The organism is Lactobacillus fornicalis (assembly GCF_055362665.1).
The window spans coordinates 13443-38890 of record NZ_JBLTIM010000005.1 but is presented as its reverse complement, the minus strand read 5'-3'; the positions used below and the strand labels follow the sequence as shown (position 1 = coordinate 38890).

General features: G+C 35.6%; 19 protein-coding genes. 14 read left to right on the top strand and 5 right to left on the bottom strand.

The genetic code is table 11. The annotated features are described in order from the left end of the window. Positions 1-13 precede the first annotated feature (13 nt). From ACNDLV_RS01255 to ACNDLV_RS01240, 4 genes are all read left to right on the top strand, one after another. A complete protein-coding gene (locus ACNDLV_RS01255) occupies positions 14-1177 on the top strand; it encodes a cysteine desulfurase family protein (RefSeq protein WP_006586569.1) in 1164 nt (387 codons plus the stop codon). Between the two features lie 51 nt (positions 1178-1228). After that, positions 1229-1564, top strand: coding sequence for a DUF1831 domain-containing protein (locus tag ACNDLV_RS01250; RefSeq protein WP_006586570.1), 336 nt, complete (start codon positions 1229-1231; stop codon positions 1562-1564). A 13-nt stretch (positions 1565-1577) separates the two neighbouring features. Further along, a complete protein-coding gene (gene mnmA, locus ACNDLV_RS01245) occupies positions 1578-2705 on the top strand; it encodes a tRNA 2-thiouridine(34) synthase MnmA (protein WP_498882907.1) in 1128 nt (375 codons plus the stop codon). A gap of 149 nt (positions 2706-2854) precedes the next feature. Beyond that, positions 2855-11440, top strand: a complete 8586-nt coding sequence (locus ACNDLV_RS01240; RefSeq protein ID WP_006587188.1) for a mucin-binding protein — start codon at positions 2855-2857, stop codon at positions 11438-11440. A gap of 96 nt (positions 11441-11536) precedes the next feature. Here the strand turns inward: ACNDLV_RS01240 and ACNDLV_RS01235 are convergent, their stop codons facing one another. Next, positions 11537-11845, bottom strand: coding sequence for a carboxymuconolactone decarboxylase family protein (locus ACNDLV_RS01235; RefSeq protein WP_006586574.1), 309 nt, complete (start codon positions 11843-11845; stop codon positions 11537-11539). Between the two features lie 11 nt (positions 11846-11856). Then, entirely contained in the window at positions 11857-12255 is a 399-nt protein-coding gene (locus ACNDLV_RS01230; protein WP_006586575.1) for a cupin domain-containing protein, read from the bottom strand. 103 nt (positions 12256-12358) lie between these two features. Here ACNDLV_RS01230 and ACNDLV_RS01225 point away from each other — a divergent pair, with 103 nt between their 5' ends. Genes ACNDLV_RS01225 through recD2 form a run of 4 tightly spaced genes read left to right on the top strand, consistent with a single transcriptional unit; the run spans position 12359 to position 16919 of the window. After that, positions 12359-13246, top strand: coding sequence for a LysR family transcriptional regulator (locus tag ACNDLV_RS01225; RefSeq protein ID WP_034535743.1), 888 nt, complete (start codon positions 12359-12361; stop codon positions 13244-13246). An 18-nt stretch (positions 13247-13264) separates the two neighbouring features. Next, positions 13265-13924, top strand: a complete 660-nt coding sequence (locus tag ACNDLV_RS01220) for a histidine phosphatase family protein (protein ID WP_006587190.1) — start codon at positions 13265-13267, stop codon at positions 13922-13924. Continuing rightward, positions 13924-14565, top strand: a complete 642-nt coding sequence (locus ACNDLV_RS01215) for a tetratricopeptide repeat protein (RefSeq protein WP_006587191.1) — start codon at positions 13924-13926, stop codon at positions 14563-14565. The genes ACNDLV_RS01220 and ACNDLV_RS01215 overlap by 1 nt, the downstream gene beginning before the upstream one ends. After that, the gene (gene recD2, locus ACNDLV_RS01210; RefSeq protein WP_006587192.1) at positions 14565-16919 is read left to right on the top strand and encodes an SF1B family DNA helicase RecD2; all 2355 of its coding nucleotides are present in this window, start codon (positions 14565-14567) and stop codon (positions 16917-16919) included. The genes ACNDLV_RS01215 and recD2 overlap by 1 nt, the downstream gene beginning before the upstream one ends. A gap of 107 nt (positions 16920-17026) precedes the next feature. Here recD2 and rnjA read toward each other — a convergent pair whose 3' ends face one another. The 3 genes from rnjA to def all read right to left on the bottom strand — a co-directional run bounded on the left by rnjA (position 17027) and on the right by def (position 19670). After that, positions 17027-18709, bottom strand: coding sequence for a ribonuclease J1 (gene rnjA, locus ACNDLV_RS01205; protein WP_006587193.1), 1683 nt, complete (start codon positions 18707-18709; stop codon positions 17027-17029). A gap of 3 nt (positions 18710-18712) precedes the next feature. Then, positions 18713-18937, bottom strand: coding sequence for a DNA-dependent RNA polymerase subunit epsilon (locus ACNDLV_RS01200; RefSeq protein ID WP_006584544.1), 225 nt, complete (start codon positions 18935-18937; stop codon positions 18713-18715). Positions 18938-19115: 178 nt separating this feature from the next. Next, positions 19116-19670: a peptide deformylase gene (gene def, locus ACNDLV_RS01195; protein WP_006586581.1), complete on the bottom strand. Its 555-nt coding sequence runs from the start codon at positions 19668-19670 to the stop codon at positions 19116-19118. Between the two features lie 234 nt (positions 19671-19904). On the opposite strand from def, the gene typA reads away from it, so the two are divergent. The 6 genes from typA to ACNDLV_RS01165 all read left to right on the top strand — a co-directional run bounded on the left by typA (position 19905) and on the right by ACNDLV_RS01165 (position 25447). Further along, positions 19905-21749, top strand: coding sequence for a translational GTPase TypA (gene typA, locus ACNDLV_RS01190; RefSeq protein ID WP_006587194.1), 1845 nt, complete (start codon positions 19905-19907; stop codon positions 21747-21749). A gap of 107 nt (positions 21750-21856) precedes the next feature. Next, complete coding sequence (locus ACNDLV_RS01185) at positions 21857-23050, top strand: FtsW/RodA/SpoVE family cell cycle protein (RefSeq protein ID WP_006587195.1); 1194 nt, start codon at positions 21857-21859, stop codon at positions 23048-23050. Next, the gene (locus ACNDLV_RS01180; protein ID WP_006586584.1) at positions 23047-23379 is read left to right on the top strand and encodes a YlbG family protein; all 333 of its coding nucleotides are present in this window, start codon (positions 23047-23049) and stop codon (positions 23377-23379) included. Before ACNDLV_RS01185 ends, ACNDLV_RS01180 begins: the two co-directional genes overlap by 4 nt. Continuing rightward, positions 23376-23927, top strand: a complete 552-nt coding sequence (rsmD, locus tag ACNDLV_RS01175) for a 16S rRNA (guanine(966)-N(2))-methyltransferase RsmD (RefSeq protein ID WP_006587196.1) — start codon at positions 23376-23378, stop codon at positions 23925-23927. The genes ACNDLV_RS01180 and rsmD overlap by 4 nt, the downstream gene beginning before the upstream one ends. A gap of 1 nt (position 23928) precedes the next feature. Then, complete coding sequence (gene coaD, locus ACNDLV_RS01170) at positions 23929-24426, top strand: pantetheine-phosphate adenylyltransferase (protein ID WP_006587197.1); 498 nt, start codon at positions 23929-23931, stop codon at positions 24424-24426. Beyond that, entirely contained in the window at positions 24416-25447 is a 1032-nt protein-coding gene (locus ACNDLV_RS01165; protein ID WP_006587198.1) for a SepM family pheromone-processing serine protease, read from the top strand. Before coaD ends, ACNDLV_RS01165 begins: the two co-directional genes overlap by 11 nt. Position 25448 lies beyond the last annotated feature (1 nt).

The following is a 25448-nucleotide window of genomic DNA, read 5'->3' as shown; positions in this document are numbered from 1 at the left end:
AAAGGTGAGAATTGTGGATAGAAAGTTAGTTTATTTAGACAATGCAGCAACTACTCCAGTCTCAGAGGCTGTGGTAGCTGAAATGACTAAGCAATTAGCCGAAAATTTTGGTAATCCTTCCAGCACACACGCTTTTGGCCGAAAGGCGCTTGAAGTGGTTGATCAAGCTCGGCATCGAATTGCCAAATTCATTAATGCAAGAAATGACGATGAAATTATTTTTACTTCAGGTGGTAGCGAATCAAACAATACAGTTTTACGCGGAATTGCTAAAGAACATAACTATGATTGTCAAATAATAACTACAGCAATTGAACACCCTTCAATTTTAAATACAGCTAAAGAATTACAGGCTGAAGGAGTTGAGGTGATTTATCTTCCAGTTGATGAAAGTGGACATATTAGTCTAGCTGATTTGAAAGCTGCCTTAAGTGCCAAAACTGCCTTAGTATCGACGATGGCAGTTAATAATGAAGTTGGAACGATTAATGATTTAGCCCAAATCGGGCAAATCGTTCATGAATATAATCCTAAAATCTGTTTCCATGTTGATGCAGTTCAAGGTTTGGGTAATATTGAGCTTGATGTACAAGCAATGCAAATTGATTTTATGTCAACTAGTGCTCATAAGATTAATGGACCAAAGTATATTGGCTTCTTGTATGAAAGAACAGGATTAAGTTTACCAAGTTTGATTACCGGTGGAGAACAAGAAAAAAAGCGACGAGCTGGAACTACTGATGCACCAAGCATTGCTGGTTTTGGTGAAGCGATTAAGCTTTTACAAGCTGTTGATCGGGTAGCAGAACAGACACGTTATCAAGAGTTCCAACAAATTGTGCTCGATGCATTAGATGCAAACCATATTAAATATGAAATCAATGGCAGTTTAACTGGTTTGGTTTCGCATCATACTTTGAACTTGCACCTAATTGGCATTGGAACTTATGTTATGCTGACAAACCTAGATTTGGCAGGCTTTGCTGTTTCAGGTGGATCAGCATGTACTGCCGGCTCACTCACACCTTCTCATGTTTTAACTGCAATGTATGGAGCAGATTCGCCAAGAATCGAAGAATCGATTAGAATAAGTTTTGGTAGATTAACAAAAAAAGCAGAAGTAGAAGCATTTGCCCAAGCTTTAGTTAAGATGGCTCTGCGTCTACAAAAAGTATAAACTTGCTTTATTTGAGTAAGTAACTTATAATTTGTAAGTGAGGTTTTAACGATGGCAAATACCGTAATTATTAATGGTGATACAAGAAAGTTCACAATCAATGAAAATGTTAAGCGTTATTCTTTGATTGATGTAGGCTTTGTTAAGTCACCAAAGGGTAATTTTATTTATGAACACCCTTTATATAATGAATCACCTTATAATGCTCCAACCAAGTTGAAGATGACTATTAATCAAGACTTGGATCATTTAACAATGGTGATTACTGATAAAAATGGTTTGCAAAAGGTAAATATTTTCAAAAATCAACAGTTAAAGCCAACGGTTGAATTACTCAATTTTATTTTGAAAGATTTGATTGAGCGCGAGATTATTAAGCCACTATAAAGGATGGGATTTAATGGTTGACAATAGCAAGATTAGAGTTGTAGTTGGGATGAGTGGAGGCGTTGATTCAAGCGTATCTGCACTTTTACTCAAGGAAGCAGGCTATGATGTTGTGGGTGTCTTCATGAAAAATTGGGATGACACTGATGACGCTGGCGTTTGTACCGCTACTGAAGACTATGAAGATGTAAAAAGAGTAGCTGACAAAATTGGAATTCCTTATTACTCAATTAACTTTGAAAAAGAGTATTGGCAACGGGTTTTTGAATATTTCTTAAGTGAATATAAGAAGGGACGGACTCCAAACCCAGATATTATGTGTAATACTGAGATTAAGTTCAAGTCCTTTCTAGAATTTGCGATGAGTCTTGATGCTGATTATATTGCCATGGGACATTATGCTAAGACCGTTAAAGATAAAAATGGTGTTACTCACATGATGCTACCAAAAGATGGTAATAAGGATCAAACTTACTTCTTAAGTCAATTGAGCCAAGAACAAATTAAGCATGTTATTTTCCCATTAGCAAATTTGACTAAGCCACAAGTGCGTGAAATTGCAGAAAGAGCTGGTTTGGCAACCGCTAAGAAGAAGGATTCTACTGGAATTTGTTTTATTGGGGAAAGAAACTTTAAGAAGTTTTTGAGTGAATTTTTACCAGCAAAGCCAGGGAAAATGGTAACTCCTGATGGCAATGTGGTTGGTAATCATTCAGGCCTTATGTACTATACTATTGGCCAACGTCAAGGCTTAGGGTTAGGTTCAACTAAAGAATCAACAGCACCTTGGTTTGTTGTAGGTAAGGATCTTAAGAAAAATGAACTAATTGTTGAACAAGGTTATGATAGTCCACGTCTTTACGCTACTAGTTTAAAGGCTAGTGGGATGTCATTTTACACCGGTAATCCTGACCATGATGTTGAGTTTGATTGCACGGCTAAGTTTCGCTATCGTCAAGCGGATGTTGCAGTTCATGTAAAGTATCATGCTGCTGACAAGACTTGTGATGTATACTTTGATGAGCCAGCTCGTGCGGTTACTCCAGGGCAAGCATTGGTACTTTATAAGGGTGAAGAATGTCTTGGTGGCGGTAATATTGATGCTGCATACCAAGAAGAAAAGCAATTACAATTAGTCTAAATTCTGAACAGTATATTAGTTATGAAAGATAGCTGATATACTGTTTTTTATTTTGCAAAAATTACAATATTTACTATTGTTTATAAAAAAGTATTACAATAGCATTGTAACCGAATACAAAAGATATCTATAATTTGTGGAGGTTTTATATGGGAGTATCTAGAAATAACTTTAAAAATAAAATGAAGCAAATGGCTGAGCAAAAGCCACGTTTTGGATTTCGTAAGTTTTCTGTAGGCTTAGCTTCAGCTTTGATTGCAACAGTCTTTTACTTTGGTGCAATGCCAAGTTCAGTTAAGGCTGATGTACAAGCAGAGACAGAAACTGATACTAAAACCGTAAGCCAGATTGATCAACAGAATAAAAAAACAAATAATCAAAATAGTAGTAAAACTGCTAATATGTCAAATCAACAAGTAGCATCTATGCATGCTACAACTACTACCCAAAATGAAAATGGGGGGGTAGATCAAGCTGCTAGTTCAACTACAAATAGGGATGAAAGTAGTGTAAAGCAAGAAGCAGTTAGTGCTGATAAAACTAAAGGTGAAGCAAAGGATGCTAAATCGATTTCAACAACTGATCAAACTACGGCTGCTAAGAAATTGGAACAAACAAAGTTAAACTCAGTTGCCACTACAAATGGTGTATCTTCAAATGACACGCAAGAACAAAATGGCGTTTACTTTGACAACAACACTTTTGATGGCAAAACTTCAAAACATACACTAAATATTTCCTATTCGGCACAAGCTGGGGATGTAATTTCTGTCCATATTCCATTTAAGGGGATATGGGGTCAACAAGATGGTGATACTCAATTACCACCAACTGTTGCTAGTGTCAATGTTGACAGTAATAATCAAGGTGCGACTATCAAAATAACCATGAATGCGACATCTACTTTTCATGTTAGTTTTCACCTATATGATTTGCAGACTACTAATGTTACTGGCATAGATCCGAGTCTTTATAACATTACTCAAGCAGATGTCGGTCCACACACTTATCAAGTAACCTGGGAAGTAAATGGCAAAGAACAAACGCCGGCTGATTTTGTCTACGATGTTGAACCATCACTTTCCATAAATCCTGTCAAGCGTGTCGGCGGAACTAATGCAGTTAAAATGGGCACTGACCACACTTATTCAGTAGATTTATCCAATCAAATTGGAATTAATAACTACAACCGTGTGCCAAAGGACTTTAATGCTGGATCTGTCATCACTATTCCAGTTGCCTCGAACTTTGAATTAAATAAAGCAGCAACTGATGCCTTAAATACTTTAAATGACGGAACCGAAATTACCCAAGATGGCGTAGGTAAGGATATTATCATCACCATTCCTGAGGGGAAAGGTGTTGACCTTAATCAAACTTCAGTTGCTCCATACTACTTTGTAGGTCACTTTAATGGGGATCAACCTGATCAAGATACAAAGGCTTACACACCAACTGGAGCTGTAATTAGTGCAACGGTAAATTACTCAGATACTTATTCAAAAACAGCTTCAAATGGTACTTTTGTCGATATTTTACTTGGTAAAACAACTGAAGACGAAGTTAAGAAGGCTGCTTCAAAACCAGCTGAGCAACAATCAACTCAAGAAAAAGAACAGATTAAGAGTATTTATGGGGATGTCACTACCACCAGTACTCCTAAGCGTGATAGTCAAGTTCTGATGCTTGATCACGAAAACGATGATTTAATCGGCAGCTTTGGCTATAGCGTCAATAGTTCTGATTCCTTTACTAATGGTAGTGCCCAATTCAGCTTCACTTTTTCAAGCAATCAGCACGTCTATAAGGTAACTACACCTGAATCAGCTGGTATGTTCTTGTCAGGCGTTAAGACTTATCAATACCGGATTGTTAGAGCTGATAATACCGTTCAAACTGGTCAAGTTAACGCTAATGAAGATATCGTCAACACTGATTCTTCACCAATTGTTAGCTTGACTTTTACTCCAGATCAATTATTGACTGGTGCAAATGTCACCGGTGATCAAGTCTTCAAGTTCTACGGCAAGATTACTACAGCCAGTGGTAGTCAAGCAGGTGACAAGCTTGATTCAAGCTTTAGTTTAAACGGAACAGTTGACAATCATAATTACACATCATCTAGTGAATTGCATCAAACTGTTGGTCAGCAAACTTCAACCTTGCAGTTGCAATCAACTGGTACCATGACAGTAGCTCCTGGCGGTCAAATTGGTTACTTATACACTACTTTAGGTAATTCTAGTGTCACTAAGTTAGGGACTGTTTATGAACCAACTATTTACTACGTAATGCCAAAGGGAATTTCTGCTCAAAAACTGAGCGGGCTTTATGTCCAGAACTTCCAAGGTGTTGTGCCAAAGATTTCGGAATTTAAGAATAGCGATGGTTCATACACTGTTAAAGTTGACTACAAAGGCACAGGCTTTACTTATGACTTTGCAAATCAAGAAAAAGACGATGAAGGTCAACCAAAACTTTTAGGCTTTTGGATTCAAGCTTTACCTGATGCTGCAAAGGGTTCCTACGACATTAAAGCCTACATTGACACTACCACGCCAATGGACAAGACGACTAACCCAGCAAGTTCAGATGATGTTAAGAAATTACTTGGTCTTACAAACGATAATCAACTTTATGATTTAGGTAGTTTTACCGCCAAGGTTGGTTTAGGTGATTCAGAAACTGGAGTAACGCTTTCCGCCGGTCCCGACGGTATTTGGCGTCAAAGAGTTCAAGCTACAAATAAGAAGGGTGAAAACCTCCAATTTGCTTACTCTGTCATTAATACTAGTTCAAAAGAATTAAGCAATAATCACATCATCTTGTCTTTGCCAAGTGGTCAAGGCGGTTATGTGGGTTCACAGCACCCTGATAAATATGGTAGAACTATGACCTTTAGATTGACAGGTCCAATTCAATTGCCAGATGATTTAAAGAATGCTGAAGTTAAATATTCAACTCAAGACTTTAACTTTAATGGTAATATGTCTGATATCAGTGATTTGAGTAGTTTTGTTAGTGCAGCTCAAGTAACTGACTGGAACATCATTAAGACCATTGAGATTTATTTACCAACAATTGCTGCTAATAGTCAAAGTGGCCGCATTATCTTAAATGGGCAAGACACAACAGCTGAAGGTGACTTCAACGGAATAGGCTTTTTGGCAAACGGGCTATATTCAGATAGTATGGCTCCGCAAATAGTAACTCAAATCAATAGTAAAGCAAATCCAAATGAACAAATTGCGGCTACTATTCGGATTAACAGATTGGTAAAAGTCCCAGTTAAGTTAGTTAAGGCTGATGGAACTAAGATTGAAATTCCTTCAATGGAAAAAGAATACAATCCAAATGACAGCTCCTTGATTATTAGCCAAGACTACCCTCAAGCAAATATTCCGGCTGACTTAATCACAGCTAATGTTCAACCAGGCTACAGCATTAACGGTCCAGTCTTTACTAATGGTAGTGGCTCTAACTTAAGTTGGGGAGTTACTGTTTCAACTACTGGTGGACAAGAAATTGACTTTTATGTTGAATCAAAGAAGATTACTGTTTCTGGTAAAACTCCAGATGGTCCCAAGACTCCTGACACACCGCTTCCAGATAATCCAAATATGAATTATCCAGAACACGTTGATAAACAAGCACTTTATAAAGAGGTTACTCGGACAATTAATGTTTATAACAAAGACAAGCAATTAGTTGGCAGTAAAACTGAAACACTTAAGTTATATAGAACTGCAACTGTTAACGAAGCAACAGGCAAGGTTGAAGAATATAGCAAATGGCAAATGGTAACCCCAACAACTAGTGGTTGGGACAAGTACCTCTTTGGTCAAGTGCAAAGTGGCGATTTAATTAAAGTTGAAGTCACTGATGAAGACGGTCGTAAGCTTACCACTGATCCAGTCAGCGGGGAAACAATTCCAGCAACTGAAATGTCAGCTGATAATATTCAAAGTCCAATCATTAAGCAAACTGATTCTGAGGGCAATAGCGTTTATGGCGTGAAGGAAGTTAGTGTTGATGACTTAATTAATACTATCAACCAAAAGCAAACTGCTGGTGATACTGCCGATATCACCGTGAATGAAATTGTTAATGTGAGTGTTGGTCCAGCTCAAGTTACTTTACATGTCTACTGGGTAGATACTCAAACTCCAGATACTAGTAGTGATAGTAAAGATGGTTTTAAGTTAGTTCAAAAGCAAGATGTAACTGATTATCCAGGCACAAAAGCCACATTGGATAAATTACCTGAAAATTATGACTATGCTGACGGACAAGACCAAGTAACTGAGATCACTAATAACGGTCAAGATGTTGTTATTAGATTGAAGCACAAGATTAGTACTAACACTGAGACTAAGACTATTACTAGAACTATCAACATCACTAAGCCTGGTGAAGAAACTAAAACTACTAAGCAATCTGTAACCTTCTCAAAGACCGATTCTACTGATTTAGTAACTAATCAACCTACTGAAGGAAAATGGACCAGAACTAGTGATAGTGATCAGTTCACTGGTTTAACTGAAGATGATCTTAAAGTTGACCATTACACCACTAAGATTAGTAAAAATGGGCAGGCCGATGACTCTGCAACTGCAATTCCAACTGAAACTGTAACAGCTGGTTCTTCAGATGAAACATTTGACGTAACATACGCTCCAATTAAGAAGAGTGAAACTGTCTACTGGGTAGATACTGAAACTAAAGACTCAGCAGGACAAGAAGGATACAAGGTTGTTGCTAGTGAACTAGTCTCAGAACAACTTGAAGGAAGTATTTACCAGTTAACTAAATCAACACCAGAAAACTATGTTTTAGCTGATGGTCAAGCAGATATTAAGAGCGTTACTGTCGATGGTAATAACGTCATTATCAAGTTGAAGCACCGCACAAATAAAGTGCCAGAAACTAGAACTGTTACTAGAGTTGTTTATGTAACTAAACCAAATGCAACTAAGGCAAGTAGGGTAGTAAATACTGCAATTGAATTTACCCGTGATAATGTGGTTGATGCAGTAAATGGTCAAATTGAACATGGTGACTGGGATCCAGATTCTGCGGTAATTAATGGTTATACTCCAACACCACAAGATCATTATAAAGTTGTGATTCACAAGGGCACTCCAGATGGCGAAACTGTTCAAAGTATTGATCAAATTAATAATGCAACTGGTGATACTCCAAGTGACATCTACTATGTAACATATAATCCAATTAATAAGAGTGAGACAGTTTACTGGCTTGATACTGAAACTCAAGACCCAGCAGGTCAAAAGGGATTGAAGGTAGTTCAAAGTGAAGACACTCCAAGTCAAATTGAAGATTCATCTTACACTTTGACTAAGAAAACTCCCGATAACTATGTCTTAGCTGATGGTCAAGCCCCAGTTACTAGTGTTACAGTTGATGGCAACAACGTCTACATCATGTTGAAGCATGGTACTACGCAGGGGACTGAAGAAACAAAGACAGTAAATAGAACTATTTATGAAATTAAGCCTGATGAAACTGAGCCAACTGTAAAATATAACAAGACTCTCACCTTCACTAGAACTCCAACTGTTGATGCGGTCACTCCAACAAAAGTTGTTAACGAAGGCACCTGGGTAGCAAAAGATAACGATACTAGTTGGACGGCAGTTACCCCAGATGAAGTTCCTCACTACAAAGCAGTGATTCACGAAGGTTCCGCTGACGGTAACGTCGTTGACAGTATCGCTGCTAAGACCGATGTTGATGCAGATACTCCAAATGAAACCTACTACGTAACATATGATCCAATTAATAAGAGTGAGGTCGTCTACTGGCTTGATACAGAAACTCAAGACCCAGCAGGTCAAAAGGGATTGAAGGTAGTTCAAAGTGAAGACACTCCAAGTCAAATTGAAGATTCATCTTACACTTTGACTAAGAAAACTCCAACTAACTATGTCTTAGCTGATGATCAAGTAGACATTAAGAGCGTCACAGTCGATGGCAATAACGTCTACATCATGTTGAAGCATGGTACTACGCAGGGGACTAAAGAAACAAAGACTTTAACTAGAATCGTCTATGTAACTAAGCCTGGTGAAAATGAGCCAACTAAGAAATATGACAAAACCATCACCTTTACCAGAACGCCAACTGTAGATGCTGTTGATCATACTAAAGTTATTGATTCAGGTACTTGGACTCTAGAATCAGGTAGTTGGGATGCATTTACTCCAGATAAGGTTGATCATTACACCCCTGTAATTCACAAAGACAGCGCAGATGGTCAAGAAGTTAATAGCATTATAGCTAAGACCAATGTCAATGCAGATACTCCAAACGAAACCTACTACGTAACTTACAATCCAATTGAAAGTTCAGAAACCATCTACTGGGTAGATACTCAAACTCCTGATACAAGTGATAAGGGGTACGGCGGATACAAGGTTATTCAAAGTGAAAATGCTGGTGGTCAAGAAGGTTCAACTTACACAATTAAGAGTAAGACGCCTGAAGATGGCTATATTCCAGTTGGAGAAGTGCCAACAACGGTAGTTCTTGATGGCAACGATGTCATTATCAAGATGAAGCATGGTACAAAGGATGGAGAAAAGGAAACTAAGACAGTAAAAAGAACTGTATACGCAATTAATCCAGGAGAAACTGAACCAACAAAGGTCTTTGAAAAGTCAGTTGAATTCAGTAGAACTCCAACGCTTGATGCAGTAAATGGTGATAAGCTTTCAGATGGTACTTGGACTCCTGAAAAGGGTACTTTAGCTGGATATACCCCAGATGATCAGCCTAACTACACTGCTGTAATTCATAAGGATACCGCTACTGGTCAAGTTGTTGAGAGTATCCCAGAAAATGATGACATAACAATTAATTCAGCAAATGAAGTCTACTACGTAACTTACACTGTAAATGCTCATAGCTTGACAGTTACAGTTCACGACAACGATATCGACACTGATTTGGATGACTATGGCTTCAAAGGCGAGGGTGATCCAAACACCGATACTGGATACGATTGGAACAAAGTAAAGCAAATCTTGCAAAATAAGGGTTACAAGATTGTAGATGATCAAACAATTCCAACCACTTATGGAACAAGCGATGCAACTTACACCATCCATGTAGAACATGAAGTAGTACCGGTTGGACCAGATAATCCTGAAAAGCCTGGCACTCCAATTAATCCAAATGATCCAGAAGGACCAAAGTGGCCAAGCGAAGACCAATACAAGAAGGCCTACACCTTCACGCTTCACTTCTTAGATAAAGATGGAAAAGTCTTACATGCTTCAATTACCAAGAGTGTCGACTGGACAAGAACCGTTTATGTAGATAAGACTAATGGTCAAATCGTTAAGGATCCAAGAACCACTGACTGGAAAGCTTCATCAGAAAACTATGATGCAATCGATATTCCACAAATTGATGGCTATGTAGCAAATTCAACTACCAAGAAGGGGCTCAAAGTTGAAAATGACAAAGTAACTGCAGCCGCAAATGAACAAGCAAATAGTGAAGATGATTTAGTCTACACAGTTGTTCAACATAGCTTGACAGTTACAGTTCACGACAACGATACCGACACTGATTTGACTTACTATGGCTTTAGTGGCAAAGGTGATCCAAACACTGATACTGGATATGATTGGAACAAAGTAAAGAAAAACTTACAAAATAAGGGTTATAAGATTGTAAATGATCAAACAATCCCAACCACTTATGGAACAAGCGATGCAACTTATACCATTAATGTTCAACACGGTACCAAAGCTGGTGATACAGAAACTAAGACAGTAACAAGAACTGTTAATATTACAAAGCCTGGTGAAAAGACTGTAAGTACAACAGAGAAAGTAACCTTTAATAAGACAGATTCAATCGACCTTGTTACTGGCAAGACAGTTAAGGAAGGTACTTGGACTTCTGATAAGAAGGGCTTTGATGCAACAAATGTTGAACTACTTGACGGCTTCAAGCTTAAGATTACTGAAACAGTCGATGGTCAAACTCACGATGTAACAAGCATCCCTGCTGAAGAAGTAACTGAAAACAGCCAAGATGAAATTTTTGACATAATTTACCTTCCAACAGGTAAGTCTCTAGAACCACTCGTTTCAAGAGAAGTAACTAGAACCGTTACTATCACTAAGCCTGGTGAAAAGCCAAGCACTAAGACTCAAACTGTTACATTCAGCGGCAGTCAAAACCCTGACGGCACCATCACTTGGGATAACGATCCTAAAGTTGAAAATAAGTTCAACGCTATATCAGTTGACTCAGTCGACGGCTACAAGGCTGTGATCAAGAATTCTGACGGCAAGGTTGTTCAATCAATTGACGATGAAAACTTAAACCCAGCAACTGCAAAGGACGAGCACTTCACCGTAACTTATGAAAAGATTGCAACTCCTGCTCCAGAACCAAGTCCAGCCCCAACACCAGAACCAACTCCTACATCAAATCCAAAGCCTGCAGCAAACACACATCCTGAAAATGTTAAGCCTGAAATTCACCCAAGTCTAACTAAAACTAATGTGGTTAAAGGAAACTTCAAATCTGCTAAGTCTGCAGCAAGAAGAATTAACAAGTTAAATTCAGCTACTAAGGCAGAAAAATTACCTCAAACAGGTGAAAGCAAGACAAATGCAAGCTTACTTGGATTACTTGGTTTAGGTATGAGTATGGCTTTAGGATTAGTTAGCCGTAAGAAAAAAGAAGATAAGTAAAATTTATCTTTAAAGTTTAAAATAAAAAATCTCGTTTAAGTATTTAAACTCAAATTTCAAATTTGAATTTCTCACTTAGCGAGATTTTTTTCTTTATTAATAGATTTTCTTAGCGATATTGAATGCGGACCATGCTTTTGGCCAGCCAACATAAAAGGCAAGATGGGTAATTAAGGTACTTATTTCAGCTTGGCTAATACCATTTTCTTTTGCTTTTTGCATATGATATGGTAACTGTTCAAAAGCTCCCATGCTAATTAAAGCAGTCACTGTGGCAAAGCTTCGATCACGTTGGCTTAATTTTTCATCAGACCAAACCTCACCAAATAAAACATCATCATTCAAATGTGCAAATTCAGGAGCGAAATCTCCTAATTGATCTCTTCCAGCAGTTTGTTTAACCATTTGTTTACCTCCTAGTCTAAATTATCATATTCATTTTTAGATAAGGGTTCATACCATTCAGTAGGTCCTTGTGTAATTGCTAAATGACTAAAGCTTGAATTCTTAGCCGCACCGTGCCAATGTTTAATCCCTTGTTTTACAACAACTACATCTCCAGGCAATAACTTCTGTGGCTTTTTACCCCATTCTTGATACCAACCTTCACCACTTGTAGCTAATAAAATTTGGAAACCATCAGTATGTGCATGCCAATGGTTGCGACATCCAGGTTCAAAGGTTACATTGGCTACAGAAAATGGAATATTATCTTGGGGACTAATAAGGCCATTTAAAAAGCTTTTACCATCAAAGTATTGCGCATAATCGACATTTTCTTGTCCAATTCCAAAAATATTTTTATCGTTTTTCATGATAATCTCCCTTCTTGCATCTATTTATTCATATTTTAATTACGGCTTTTTTTAATGTAAAATACTTATAGTAAATGAATATTAATGCTTAAAAGGTATAATGATGGACACAAGAGTATTAAGATATTTTTTAACAGTTGCACAAACTGGTAATATTACAGAAGCGGCTAAAAAGTTGCATATCACGCAACCAACTCTTAGTCGGCAATTACAAAAATTAGAAGAAGATTTGGGTCAGGAGTTATTAGATCGTACTCAAAAAGGACATTTTGGTCTAACTAATGCTGGGATAATCTTAGCTAGAAAATCAGAAAATTTACTTCAGATTTGGGATGATATTTCTGAAGAAGTTAAAAATAGTGGGCCGGACATCTCTGGTAAATTAAAGATTGGTTTAGTTGAAAGTCAGTGTTCGATTATAGTTGAGAGGGCCCTTAAACAGCTACAAATTTTGTATCCCAAACTGCAATTTGAATTATATAGTGCATATAGCGATGATTTAAAAAATGCGCTTGATATGATGCAAATAGATTGTGCTATTTTACTTGAACCGGTTGAAAGCACTAAATATTTTCAAAAGCAGTTACCCATTTATGAGCAATGGGGACTTATTGTTGGAAAAAAACATCCTTGGTCTAAGAAAAGACTAATCTCTGTTTCTGAATTAAAAGACACCAATTTGATTATTCCTAAGCGTTCAATTATAAATCAAGATTTAGAGGCAAGTTTGGGAATAAAAATGAATTTAGAAAATATCAAAGGCTTTGTTAATTTATCTTCCAACATTAGCTGGCTTTTGGAAACGGGGGAATATGCTACACTAGGAATTGATGGTGTTTTATCAGTTAGACCAAATCCCAATTTGGTGTTTGTTCCACTTAATATTGAAAAAAATAGTGGACATGTATTAGTATGGCGAAAAAATAGTCAGACTTCTGCTGCAATGCAAGCTTTTTTTGATATGCTAGAAGAAAAGATAAAACAAATTTAATACAATTTAGGTGATAAAATGCAAATTTATTTCGTAAGACATGGAAAGACAGAATGGAATTTGGCTTCCAAGTTTCAAGGTGGACATGGAGATTCACCACTTTTGCCTGAAAGCTATGAAGATATAAAAAAGTTAGGTAACTATTTAAAGGGTACTAAGTTTAGAGGTATTTATGCTAGTCCTTTGAAAAGAGCATTTGATACTGCTCAAGGCGTTCAACAATCAATGGGGATAAGTTTACCTGTTCGCGTAGAAGAACGTTTACGTGAGTTTAATTTGGGCAATCTAGAAGGGATGAAGTTTGAAGAAGCGGAAAAGAAATATCCCAAAGAAATTGATGATTTCTGGAATCATGCCGATTTATATGATCCTTCAGCAATTCATGGTGAAACTTATCCTGAAGTAATTGCACGTGGAAAAGATTTTGCTCAAGAAATGGCTAAGCTTTATCCGAATAAAGATGATAAAATTTTGGCAGTAAGTCATGGGGGAGCTCTATGTGCAATTATGGGTGGATTACTCGGATACCCATTGTCTGAAATTAGAAAGCATGGTGGTTTGAGCAATACCAGTTTGACAATTTTGGAAACAGATGATGAAGGTAAAACATTTAAAAAAGTCGTTTGGAATGAAACTGATTATCTAGGAAGAAAATTAGGAGCAACAGATTCACTATAATGAGTAAAAAAACAGTCCAACTCTATCAACAAGGTAAGATTCAAACTGCAATTCAAGAATTAATCAAAGATATTGATTCTGATCCTAAGAATGCTAATAATTATTTAGAACTTTCTACTTATTTGCTCGAGCAAGGGGCAATTGATCAAGCCAAAAAGTTATTAGTTCAAGCAAAAGGTTTAGTTAAAAAGCCACAAGATATGGATTATAACTTGGCTATTTGTTACTACATGGAAGGCGACTTTGACCGTGCTTTAGCCTTGCTTGATACTATTCCTAATAATGATGAAACATATTATCAAAAAGCCTTAGTTTTTCATAAATTAGGCAATCCTCAAAAGGCCCTAGCTTTTGCTATGAGTGTATCAAAGACTGATAATGATTTGTTTGAATTATTGGGAGATATTTGGCTGTCTTTGGGTGATTTTGCTAAAGCTAGGGAAAACTATATGAAAATTTCTAAAGATGCTAGATCTGGAAAATTAAACTTTTTAATTGGTGTAACTTTATTTGGAAGTAGTCGCCAAGAAGCAGAGCAATATTTTAATTTAGCTAAGCAACTTGATCCAGATTATTATCAAAGTGCAAAAAAACAATATGATAGCCTTTTAAAGGTGATTAAACAAGGAAAAGAAAAGTAATGGTAGAATTTACTGGACGCTTGTCAGGCATAATTTTTGAAAATAATGAAGATATGTTCAAAATTCTCGACGTTGAAATTGTCGGTGGACTTGCGGGTTACGATCAGGATGATATTCGAGTAACTGGGAGTTTTGGAGATGTTACAATTAATTCTGAATATCAGTTTTCAGGGGAATTAGTTGTACATAAAAAGTTTGGCTTACAATTTAAGGCTGAAAGTTATCGTCAAGTTATGCCTCACGAAGAAGGCAGTCTAACTAAATACTTGAGCGGGGATAAATTCCCGGGAATAGGACGAAAAACAGCTCAGTCAATTATTGACCAATTAGGTCTTAATGCATTGCAAGTTTTAAAAGAAAATCCTAATAAATTAGACCAACTTTCGTTAACTCAGAAACAAAAAGATAGTTTGTTATCTGGACTTAATTCAATGGATTCTTATGCAGAAATTAGTTTGAAATTGAGCCAATATGGTCTTAGAAAGAATGTAATTAATAGAGTTTATCATTTATATCATGGAGACAGTATTAAAAGGCTAGAAAAGGATCCATATGCAATAATTAACGAGGTTTCAGGATATGGTTTTAAGCAAGCAGATTATATAGGAGAGCAACTAGGAATTCCTTTTAATGATTTTCGAAGAATTAGTGGGGGAATATACCAAGTGTTGCTTAATAAGTTGCAGGAACAGGGGGATACTTTTGTTGAACTAAAGTTTTTGTTAACAGAAGTTAGTGAATTAACTGATATTCCCCAATTTGATTCAATTGCAGAAGCAGTAAATGATTTACAAAGAGCTGGAAAAGTTATTGTTAAAGATGATGTAATTAGTTTGCAAAATATTTTTGAAACAGAGCAAATTATTGCTCAAAATTTGGCACGACTTAATGAAAATAAGTGTGAAAACTTCACAGATGAAAAAATTGCTCAGATTATTGATGAATGTGAAAAACATTTGAAAATTAAGTATGATGATACGCAAAAGTCTGCTATAAAGAATGCTCTTAATCATCCATTATCTTTACTAACAGGTGGACCAGGTACTGGAAAGACGACCATTATTAATGGAATTTTATATTGCTTGAGACGATTGGAAGAAATACCAGCAGCTAGTTTGTACAGTGAAGATCCACCATTTATTTTGGCAGCACCAACAGGAAGAGCAGCTAAAAGAATGAGTGAAACAACCGGTGTTGAAGCCAAGACAATTCATCGATTATTAGGACTAGGCATTAACAATAGTAATAATGATGATGAAATTGAGTTAAATCAAATTAATGGAGAAATATTAATTATTGATGAGATGTCAATGGTTGATATGTTTTTGTTTAAGCAACTGCTTTCAAGTATTGTAGGAACTAAACGAGTAGTCTTTGTTGGAGATAAAGATCAACTACCTTCAGTTGGACCGGGGAATGTTTTTGGAGATATGATAACGGCAGCTGCCTTTCCTGTTACCAAACTAACCACGATTCACCGTCAAGGGGATGATTCATCAATTATTACTCTGGCTCATAGTATTAATGAAGATCAAAATACAAACTTGCTTTTTCAGAAAACTAAAAACTATTCATTTATTCCTTGTCAACCTGCTCAAGTAGGACAGGCAATTGAGCAAATTGTAAATTATGCTGTTAAGAAAGGGTTTGCTAGGGATGATATTCAAGTCCTTAGTGCTATGTATCATGGTACTAGTGGTATTACCAATTTAAATAACTTATTGCAAAAAATCTTAAATCCTAAAGAGGAAAATAGTAAATTTGTAGAAAGCCATGATGAAAAGTTCATGATAGGTGACCGGGTTTTACAATTACAAAATAATCCTGAAAAAGATATTTATAATGGGCAAATTGGTAAAGTTATTGGAATTAATGAAAACAAGAGCGATGAATTGTTGGTATGCAATTTTGATGACCGGGAAGTAAAGTTTTCACGTAAAGATTTACTTGATTTAACGAGGGCATACGCAATCACTATTCATAAATCTCAAGGATCTGAGTTTCCACTTGTTATTTTAGTTTTAACCATGCAAAATTTTGTAATGTTAAGACGCAATCTTTTGTATACTGCAGTTACTAGAGCAGCTAAAAATTTGGTTTTAGTAGGTGAGCAAAAGGCTTTTTTAATGGCAACTAATACACCAGGCAATAATCGAAAAACTGGCCTTGCGAAGAAGATTGTTAGTTTAATGCCACAGCTTGAGCAAGAAAAAGACCAACAAGAAGATAATGCAAGTAATATTGAAAAAGCAGAAGATGAAGGACCAAAGATTTTAACTAAAGAGGCTATTTATTCAGGTAAAATTGATCCAATGATTGGAATGCAAGGAATTAAGTTAGAAAAGTTGAATTAACGTATTTTTATTTTTACTAAATTTAAAATTATTGAATAAAACAAAAAATCAACTAGTTTTTAAACTGGTTGATTTTTTAATTTACTATTGATAATTTTTGAGCTAAATTATTTTTTCTCGATAATCATTGGTAAAATGAGCGGTCTACGTTCAGTCCGTGCGTACAAGAAATCTTGTAAGTTGGCGATTATTGCCTTTCGAATATCATTTTCAGAAGGGCGTGGCTTTTTGGCCATTTGTGTCCGTAATACATGGTAGACATTTTTCTGAGCTTGAGAAATTAAGTCTTGTGATTCACGCATATAAACAAAACCGCGACTCAAAATATCAGGTCCTGCGAGGACGCGTTGATGTTTTGAGTCAACAGTTGCAACTGCGACCACTAAACCTTCTTCAGATAAAATTTGCCGATCACGTACAACGACATTTCCAACATCTGCAGTACCTGAAGTATCTACAAAAACATCACCTGCAGGAATGTGACCAGCAATTCTTGAACCTTCAGGACTAAATGCTACAACTTCACCATTACTTAGAACAAAAGTGTTTTCTTTTGGAACTCCAGCATCTTGAGCAAGATGTGTATGAATAACCTGCATTCTATATTCACCATGAACTGGAATCATATATTTTGGTTTAGCCAGACGGACCATCATTTTTAATTCCTCTTGTCCACCATGGCCAGAAGTATGAACATTATTTACTTTACCGTGAATAACATTTGCACCTGCTTCCATTAATTTATTAATTAAATGGTTAACAGACAAAGTATTACCAGGAATTGGATTTGATGAAAAAATAACCGTATCACCAGGCTGAATGCTAATTTGACGGTGAGTACCATCAGCAATTCTTGAAAGGGCAGCTAATGGTTCCCCTTGTGATCCAGTACATAAAATCATAGCTTCATTAGGTTTCAAGCGGTTAATTTCATTAGCATCAACAATCAAATCTTTAGGAACATTTAAGTAACCTAAATCAATACCGTTTTGAATACCATTTTCCATACTTCGACCAAAAATGGCGATTTTTCGTCCGGTTTCGATTGCAGCTTCAACAGCAGTTGAAACCCGATAAAGGTTAGATGCAAATGTCGCAAAAATAATACGACCATCGATACCCTTTATGATATTATTTAATGATTTTGCGACAAATCGTTCTGATTTAGTAAATGCTGACACTTCAGCGTTTGTTGAATCAGATAGCAGTGCTAGTACACCTTCATCACCTAATTTTGCCATTCTTTGAAAATCTGGTGCGGGTTGATTCATTACAGGTGTTAAATCAAATTTGAAGTCACCTGTAAAAATCACAGCACCAAGTGGCGTGTGAACTGCGATTCCCAATGTGTCAGGAATTGAGTGGGTAGTTCTGAAGAATGTAACGGATAACTTATCAAAAGTTAAAACTGTATCTTCATATTCTTCATGAAGTTCAGTAGTTTTTAAGATTCCATGTTCATCTAATTTACCTTTGATTAAAGCTAATGCAAAAGGTGTTGCATAGACTGGAATTTCTGGAATCTTTTCAAGTAGGAATGGAATCCCACCAATATGATCTTCGTGACCATGGCTGACAACCAAGGCCTTGATTTTTTTACGATTCTTAATTAGATATGAATAATCACTAATTACGTAGTTAATACCTAATAAATCATCTTCGGGGAACTTAATACCACAATCCATGATGATAATTTCATCTTGATACTGAACGCAGTACATATTTTTACCGATTTCGCCTAAACCCCCAATGGCAAAAACAGCTACTTCATTTTTTTTAATTCTAACCATTGATTACTTATCAGTATCAAAAGTGGTCAACTTAAAATCAGCATGTTCTTTTTCATATGCTAATGAGTTGCCAGTTAATTCTTGGATGAGTTCGACATTGTAGGGGGTATTATCTTCAACCATCATCCGAGCTTGACCAATACTGTCAGCTTCAAGAAAGAGAGTTTTAGTAGTTTCTCTTCTTGGGTTAACAATCTTGTTGTCTTGGTATAAAACTTTATAGATCATAAATCTATCTCCTTATTTAGTTGTTAAAACGATCTCAAGATGAATATTCTTCAAAAATATTCAATAGTTAATAAAATTTTACCATAAGTTTCGCTTTAAGTGTAGCTATGACATAGAAAAAGAGACTAGTCAAACTAGTCTCCTTGTATCATCTCTTGTCTTAATAAAAAATAGCAATTTAAGAAATTACTAATGTATCATCCTTTAAAGCAAATGGATCTTTTTTGTTAATTCTGTCATAGAAAAGGTGTCCGTTTAAGTGATCAATTTCGTGTGATGCAACAATTGCAGGATATCCAGTCAACCGAATTGTCTTCTCTTCTCCATCTACTGTAAAGTATTTAATTGTTAATTTATTAGGACGTGGAACATAGCCATCAATTACCTTATCAACACTTAAACAACCTTCACCTTCGCTCAAGCAAACTTGACGAACTGATTCAGAAATAATTTTTGGATTTACAAAAGTTTCTTTAAAAATTATTTCACCTTTATCATTTGGTACTAGTAAAGAAGCCATTTGTACTCCTTCACCAACTTGAGGTGCAGCCAATCCTACGCCAGCTCTTAATTGATGTTTTTCAGCAATTTTGGGGTCTTGAGAGTTGATTAAGTATTCCATCATGTCATCCGCTAATTTTTGATAGTGGTCTGAAAGTGGGAAAGTAAGTTGATCTGCAACTCTTCTTAAAACGGGGTCGCCATCTCTGACGATATCTTTCATAAGAATCATATATATTGCTCCTTAAATCATTTATTTACTTATATATTTGTACCACATTTATTCAAATTCTGCTCGTAATACTTTTAAAAGTATTGCTAAACATTGACCCCTTCGCATTTAAGTGGTAAAATCTAGCAACGTAACTAAAAAATGTAGACACTTCGAAAAAAGCGTGAATTATGATTTGCGTGTTCATACTGTGACCGCGTCACAGTTTTTTTATTGAAGCTGGGAGGAATACCTTTGTCAGAACAAAGAAGAGAAGATATTAGAAATATTGCGATTATCGCTCACGTTGACCACGGTAAAACCACTTTGGTTAACCAATTATTGAAGCAATCAGATACTTTGCCAGAACACATTAACCTTGAAGATCGTGCAATGGACTCAAACGATATTGAACGTGAACGTGGTATTACTATTCTTTCAAAGAATACAGCAGTTAAATACCATGATACTACTATTAATATCTTAGATACGCCAGGTCACGCTGACTTCGGTGGTGAAGTAGAACGTATTATGCACATGGTTGATGGTGCACTTTTATTGGTTGATGCATATGAAGGTACTATGCCACAAACTCGTTTTGTGCTTAAAAAGGCTTTAGAAGCTGGAGTTAAGCCAATTGTTGTTATTAACAAAATTGACCGTCCAGGTGCTCGACCAGCTGAAGTTTTAGATGAAGTTCTTGAATTATTTATTGAACTTGGTGCAAATGATGAACAACTTGATTTCCCAGTTGTCTACGCAAGTGCATTAAATGGTACTTCAAGTTATGATGAAGACTTGAGTACTCAAAAAGAAACCATGGATCCTATTTTTGAAACTATTATCAAAAATATTCCTGCTCCTGTTGAAAACAGTGATCAACCACTTCAATTCCAAATTACTATGCTTGATTGGGATGACTATGTAGGTCGTATTGGAGTAGGTCGTGTATACCGTGGTAAGATTAAAGTCGGTGACCAAGTTACTGTTATGAAAATTGACGGTACTACTCAAAACTTCCGTGTTACTAAATTATTTGGTTTCTTTGGTTTGAAGCGTAATGAAATTAAAGAAGCAAAAGCAGGAGATATCATTGCTATTTCAGGTATTAATGATATCTTTGTTGGTGAAACTATTGCTTCAGCTGAAAATCCAGAAGCATTGCCACCACTTCACATTGATCCACCAACACTTCAAATGGACTTTGTTGCTAATGACTCACCATTTGCAGGTCGTGAAGGTGATCAAGTAACTCCAAAGAAGTTGGAAGATCGTTTAATGAAGCAAACTCGTACTGATGTTTCATTAAAAGTTGAACCTACTGACCAAATTAATTCATGGACTGTTTCTGGTCGTGGTGAATTACACCTTTCAATCTTAGTTGAAGAATTGCGTCGTGAAGGCTTTGAAATGCAACTTTCTCGTCCTAAGGTTATTTACCGTGAAATTGATGGTCAAATGTGTGAACCATTTGAAGCAGTTCAAGTTGATACACCAGATGAATATGTTGGTTCAGTTATTGATTCTCTTTCACAAAGAAAAGGTGAAATGAAGAACATGGAATCAACTGGAAATGGTCAAACTAGACTTGAGTTCTTAGTTCCATCACGTGGTTTAATTGGTTACAACAATGAATTTATGTCACAAACTGCTGGTTATGGTATTTTGAACCATACTTTTGAAGCATATAAACCAGTTGTTAAAAATTGGGAACCTGGTAGAAGAAATGGTGCTTTGGTATCAATTAACCAAGGCCAATCAACTACTTACTCACTTCAATCAGTAGAACAACGTGGTATTTTGTTCATTGGTGCTGGTGTTGAAGTTTATGAAGGTATGATTGTTGGTCAATCTTCTCGTGAACGTGATATTGCAGTTAATGTTACTAAGGGTAAGAACTTAACTAACACTCGTGCAGCAGGTAAAGACCACTCAGCTTCTATTAAAACTCCTAAGACTTTGACTTTAGAAGAAGCAATTGAATTCTTGAATGATGACGAATATTGTGAAGTAACTCCACAAAGTATTCGTTTACGTAAGAAGATTTTGAATACTAACGAACGTCAAAAATTTGACAAGAAGAAAAATCGTCAAAATTAATTGCTAATTAATCATAAAAAGCTGTTACTTCAATAGAAGTAGCAGCTTTTTTTGGTTTATAATGAATAATAAGATTAATTTACTTTATTAAGAGGAGGACGGCGAAGGTGCGTCCAGATAAGCAAAAATTTTTATATTTAGATTATAAAATACTACTTCCTTATTTGATTTTATGTGTAGTAGGGATTGTAATGGTTTATTCGGCTAGCTCAGATATTTTGCTAGTTAATGGATTTAGTCCGACAGTTTATGGGGTTAAACAATTTATTTACTTTATAATTGCCGTAATATTTTTAGGCTACCCAGCTTTTAATACTAAAATGAAAAAAATTCGAAGTTGGGGATTTATTATGTCCTATTTAGGTCTCTCTGTATTCTTGTTACTTATTTTGCTAGCAATGAAAATAATTGGTGGAGCTAGATTTGCTGTTAATGGTGCTGTTGGTTGGATAAATTTGGGATTTGTAAGTATTCAGCCATTAGAAATTGCTAAGTTGGCTCTTATTTTATATTTAGCAAAAATTTTAGATAAAAGGGCTAATCGCTTAGTAGCGGGTAATATTTGGCATTCATTATCTAATCCGACAATTATTGCATTTGCTATTATGGCTTTAGTTATTGTTGAACCAGACTTCGGAGGAACTGCAATCTTGTTTATGATTGTAATGGTTTTATATGCGGTTTCTGGAATTAGAGCAGGTCTTGTTTTAACATGGATGTTTATTTTATTAGGGTTAGTTATTGGCTTTGTGTCTTTAATCATTATTTGGAATCCTAAGTTCTTACAAAACTCTTATCAATTCCAACGTTTATTAGCGTTTGCTCACCCATTCCAACTAGAAAAAACAAGTGGAGCGCAATTGGTAAATTCATATTATGCAATTCATAACGGTGGTTTATTTGGAGTTGGATTAGGTAATAGTATGCAAAAGCGCGGCTACTTACCAGAACCATATACTGACTTTATTATGTCCATTATTAGTGAAGAATTAGGTTCAATTGGTGCCTGTCTAATTTTAGGATTACTATTTTATTTAATGTGGCGGATTATGGAAGTTGGAGTTCATGCTCAAAGTCAATTTAATGCTTTGGTTTGTTTTGGAGTGACAACTATTATCTTTACAGAAACTTTATTTAATATTGGTGCAGTCATTGGTTTATTACCGATTACTGGGGTAACCTTACCTTTTATTAGTTATGGTGGTTCCTCAATGTTTGTTTTAACGGCTGGAGTCGGATTAGTTTTGAATATTTCCGCTGAAGAAAAGAGGACTATTATGATGGAACGGAGCGTACAATGAGTTATAATCAGGATTTAAAAAATACCAATATACCGGCACGAGTTGCGATAATCGTTTTTTTAAATCAAGCTCAAGATCAGTTTAAATTAAGACAATTTGGTGACATAGTTTATTTTTCAAAAAGGAAAAAATATTGTTTGATTTATGTAAATCAAACTGGAGCGAGAGAATTAACAATAAAATTAAATAAATTGCACTTTGTCAAAAAAGCTGAAATTTCACCAACAAGTGAATTGAATTTCAGTCGGGAACATGAAGAAGGGCAAATTAATAAACTAGCAACGGAAGCAGAACAAATTTTAGAAGAAAATGAGGAATATAAGCAGTGAGAATAATTGCTGGTAAATATGCTAAAAGAAACTTGTTCACATTAAAAAGTAATAAAACAAGACCAACTAGTGATAAGGTTAAAGAATCACTTTTTAATAGCTTAGGTCAATTCTTTAATGGTGGAGCTGTTTTAGATTTATACGGTGGTAGTGGGGCCTTAGCTATTGAAGCAGTATCTCGAGGCTTTGATCATGCAGTAATTACAGATATAAATTACGCGGCGGTTCAAATAATAAAAAAGAATGTGGCTTTAACTCATGAAGAAGAAAAATTTGAAGTATTTAAAATGAGTGATAAGGTAGCCTTAAAGTTCTTGAATGAGCATGATTATCATTTTGATATAGTTTTTTTAGATCCACCATATGCCAAACAAAAAATTACTAAAATTATGGCGGAAATAGATAAGCTAAATTTACTGAATTCTAAAGCAATTTTGGTCTGTGAAACTGATGATGATACTAAATTAGAAGATGTAAATGGCTTTACTTTAATTAAGGAACATCATCTAGGTAAAACAATTGTTAGAATATATCAAAGGGATAATTAAGATGGTAAAAGCAATTTTTCCAGGAAGTTTTGATCCGATAACTAATGGCCATTTAGAAACTATAAAAAAAGCAAGTCAGTCTTTTGATGAAGTTGTTGTAGTAATAATGACCAATACGAGTAAAAAATATTTGTTTTCTGCGAAAGAGCGAGCAGAATTAGTTGAAGAAGCAATTGCTGATTTGAAATTAGCTAATGTTTCTGTTCTTACTAGACCTGCAGCTTTAACAGTTGATGTGGCTAAAGAATTACAAACTAATATTATTATTCGTGGATTGAGAAATAGTGCAGATTTCCTTTATGAGCAACAAATTAATGCAATGAACAAAAAGCTTAATCCAGCTATTGAAACAGTTTATTTCATGACTAGTAGTGACAATAGTTTTGTTGCTTCAAGTATGATTAAGGAAATAGCTAAATTTGGTGGAGATGTTTCACAGTTTTTACCAGTAAAGGCTGCACTAGCTTTAAAGAGGGTATTAGCATCACATGAAAAATAAAAAGAAATTAAATATTGTTGTTGCAACTTTATTGCTTCTTGTTTTAGTTTATTTAGGTCTTTCTTGGCCAACTAATTACTATATTGAAGCACCAGGGGATGCAAACAGTGTAAGTCAATTTGTATCTTCAAAAGGCAAAACTGCTAGTAAAAATTTACTTATGGTAACAGTTAGCGAGCGACAAGCGAGCCTTGGTGATTATTTATGGAGTTATACCAATCCTTTTGAAACACGAATTTCTCAAAAAGACTTATTAGGTAATCAAAATACTAGTCAATATATGCAACTACAAGAGTGGTATATGGAAACTAGTCAAAATAATGCAATTTATTATGCTGCTAAAGTTGCTGGGAAAACACCAAAGAAGGAATTTTTAGGTGTTTATGTAATGGGATTAGCAACCAATTCAAAATTTAAAGGTAAATTGGAAATTGGGGATATTATTACTGCAGTAGATGGTCAACATTTTAAATCGACCAAATCATTGATGGATTATATTCAAAAACAAAAAATAAGTCAGAAAATCACTATTACAGTTCAAAGGAATAATAAGTCAATCAATTATACAGGCAAAACTATTCCTTTAGCTACAGATAAATCGAAAGCGGCTATTGGAATTCAATTGGTTGAACGAAGTCAAGTTATTACAGATCCTCAAATTAAAATTAACGCCGGTTCTATTGGTGGTCCTTCTGCCGGTTTAATGTTTTCATTGGCCTCATATCAGTTATTTACAGGCCATGATTTAACACATGGGGTTAAGGTTGCTGGGACAGGTACGATTGATGATGATGGTAATGTAGGGATGATAGGTGGTGTTGATAAGAAAGTAGTGGCAGCTGATAAAGCTGGGGCAAAAGTATTTTTTGCTCCTAGTCAACAATTACCAGGATATAAGAAAAATGAAACTAATTATGCCGTTGCAGTAAAAACTGCCAAACAAATTCATTCAAAAATGAAAATTGTTCCAGTTGCAACTTTTAATGATGCGCTTAATTATTTGAAAAAGATTCAAAAATAAA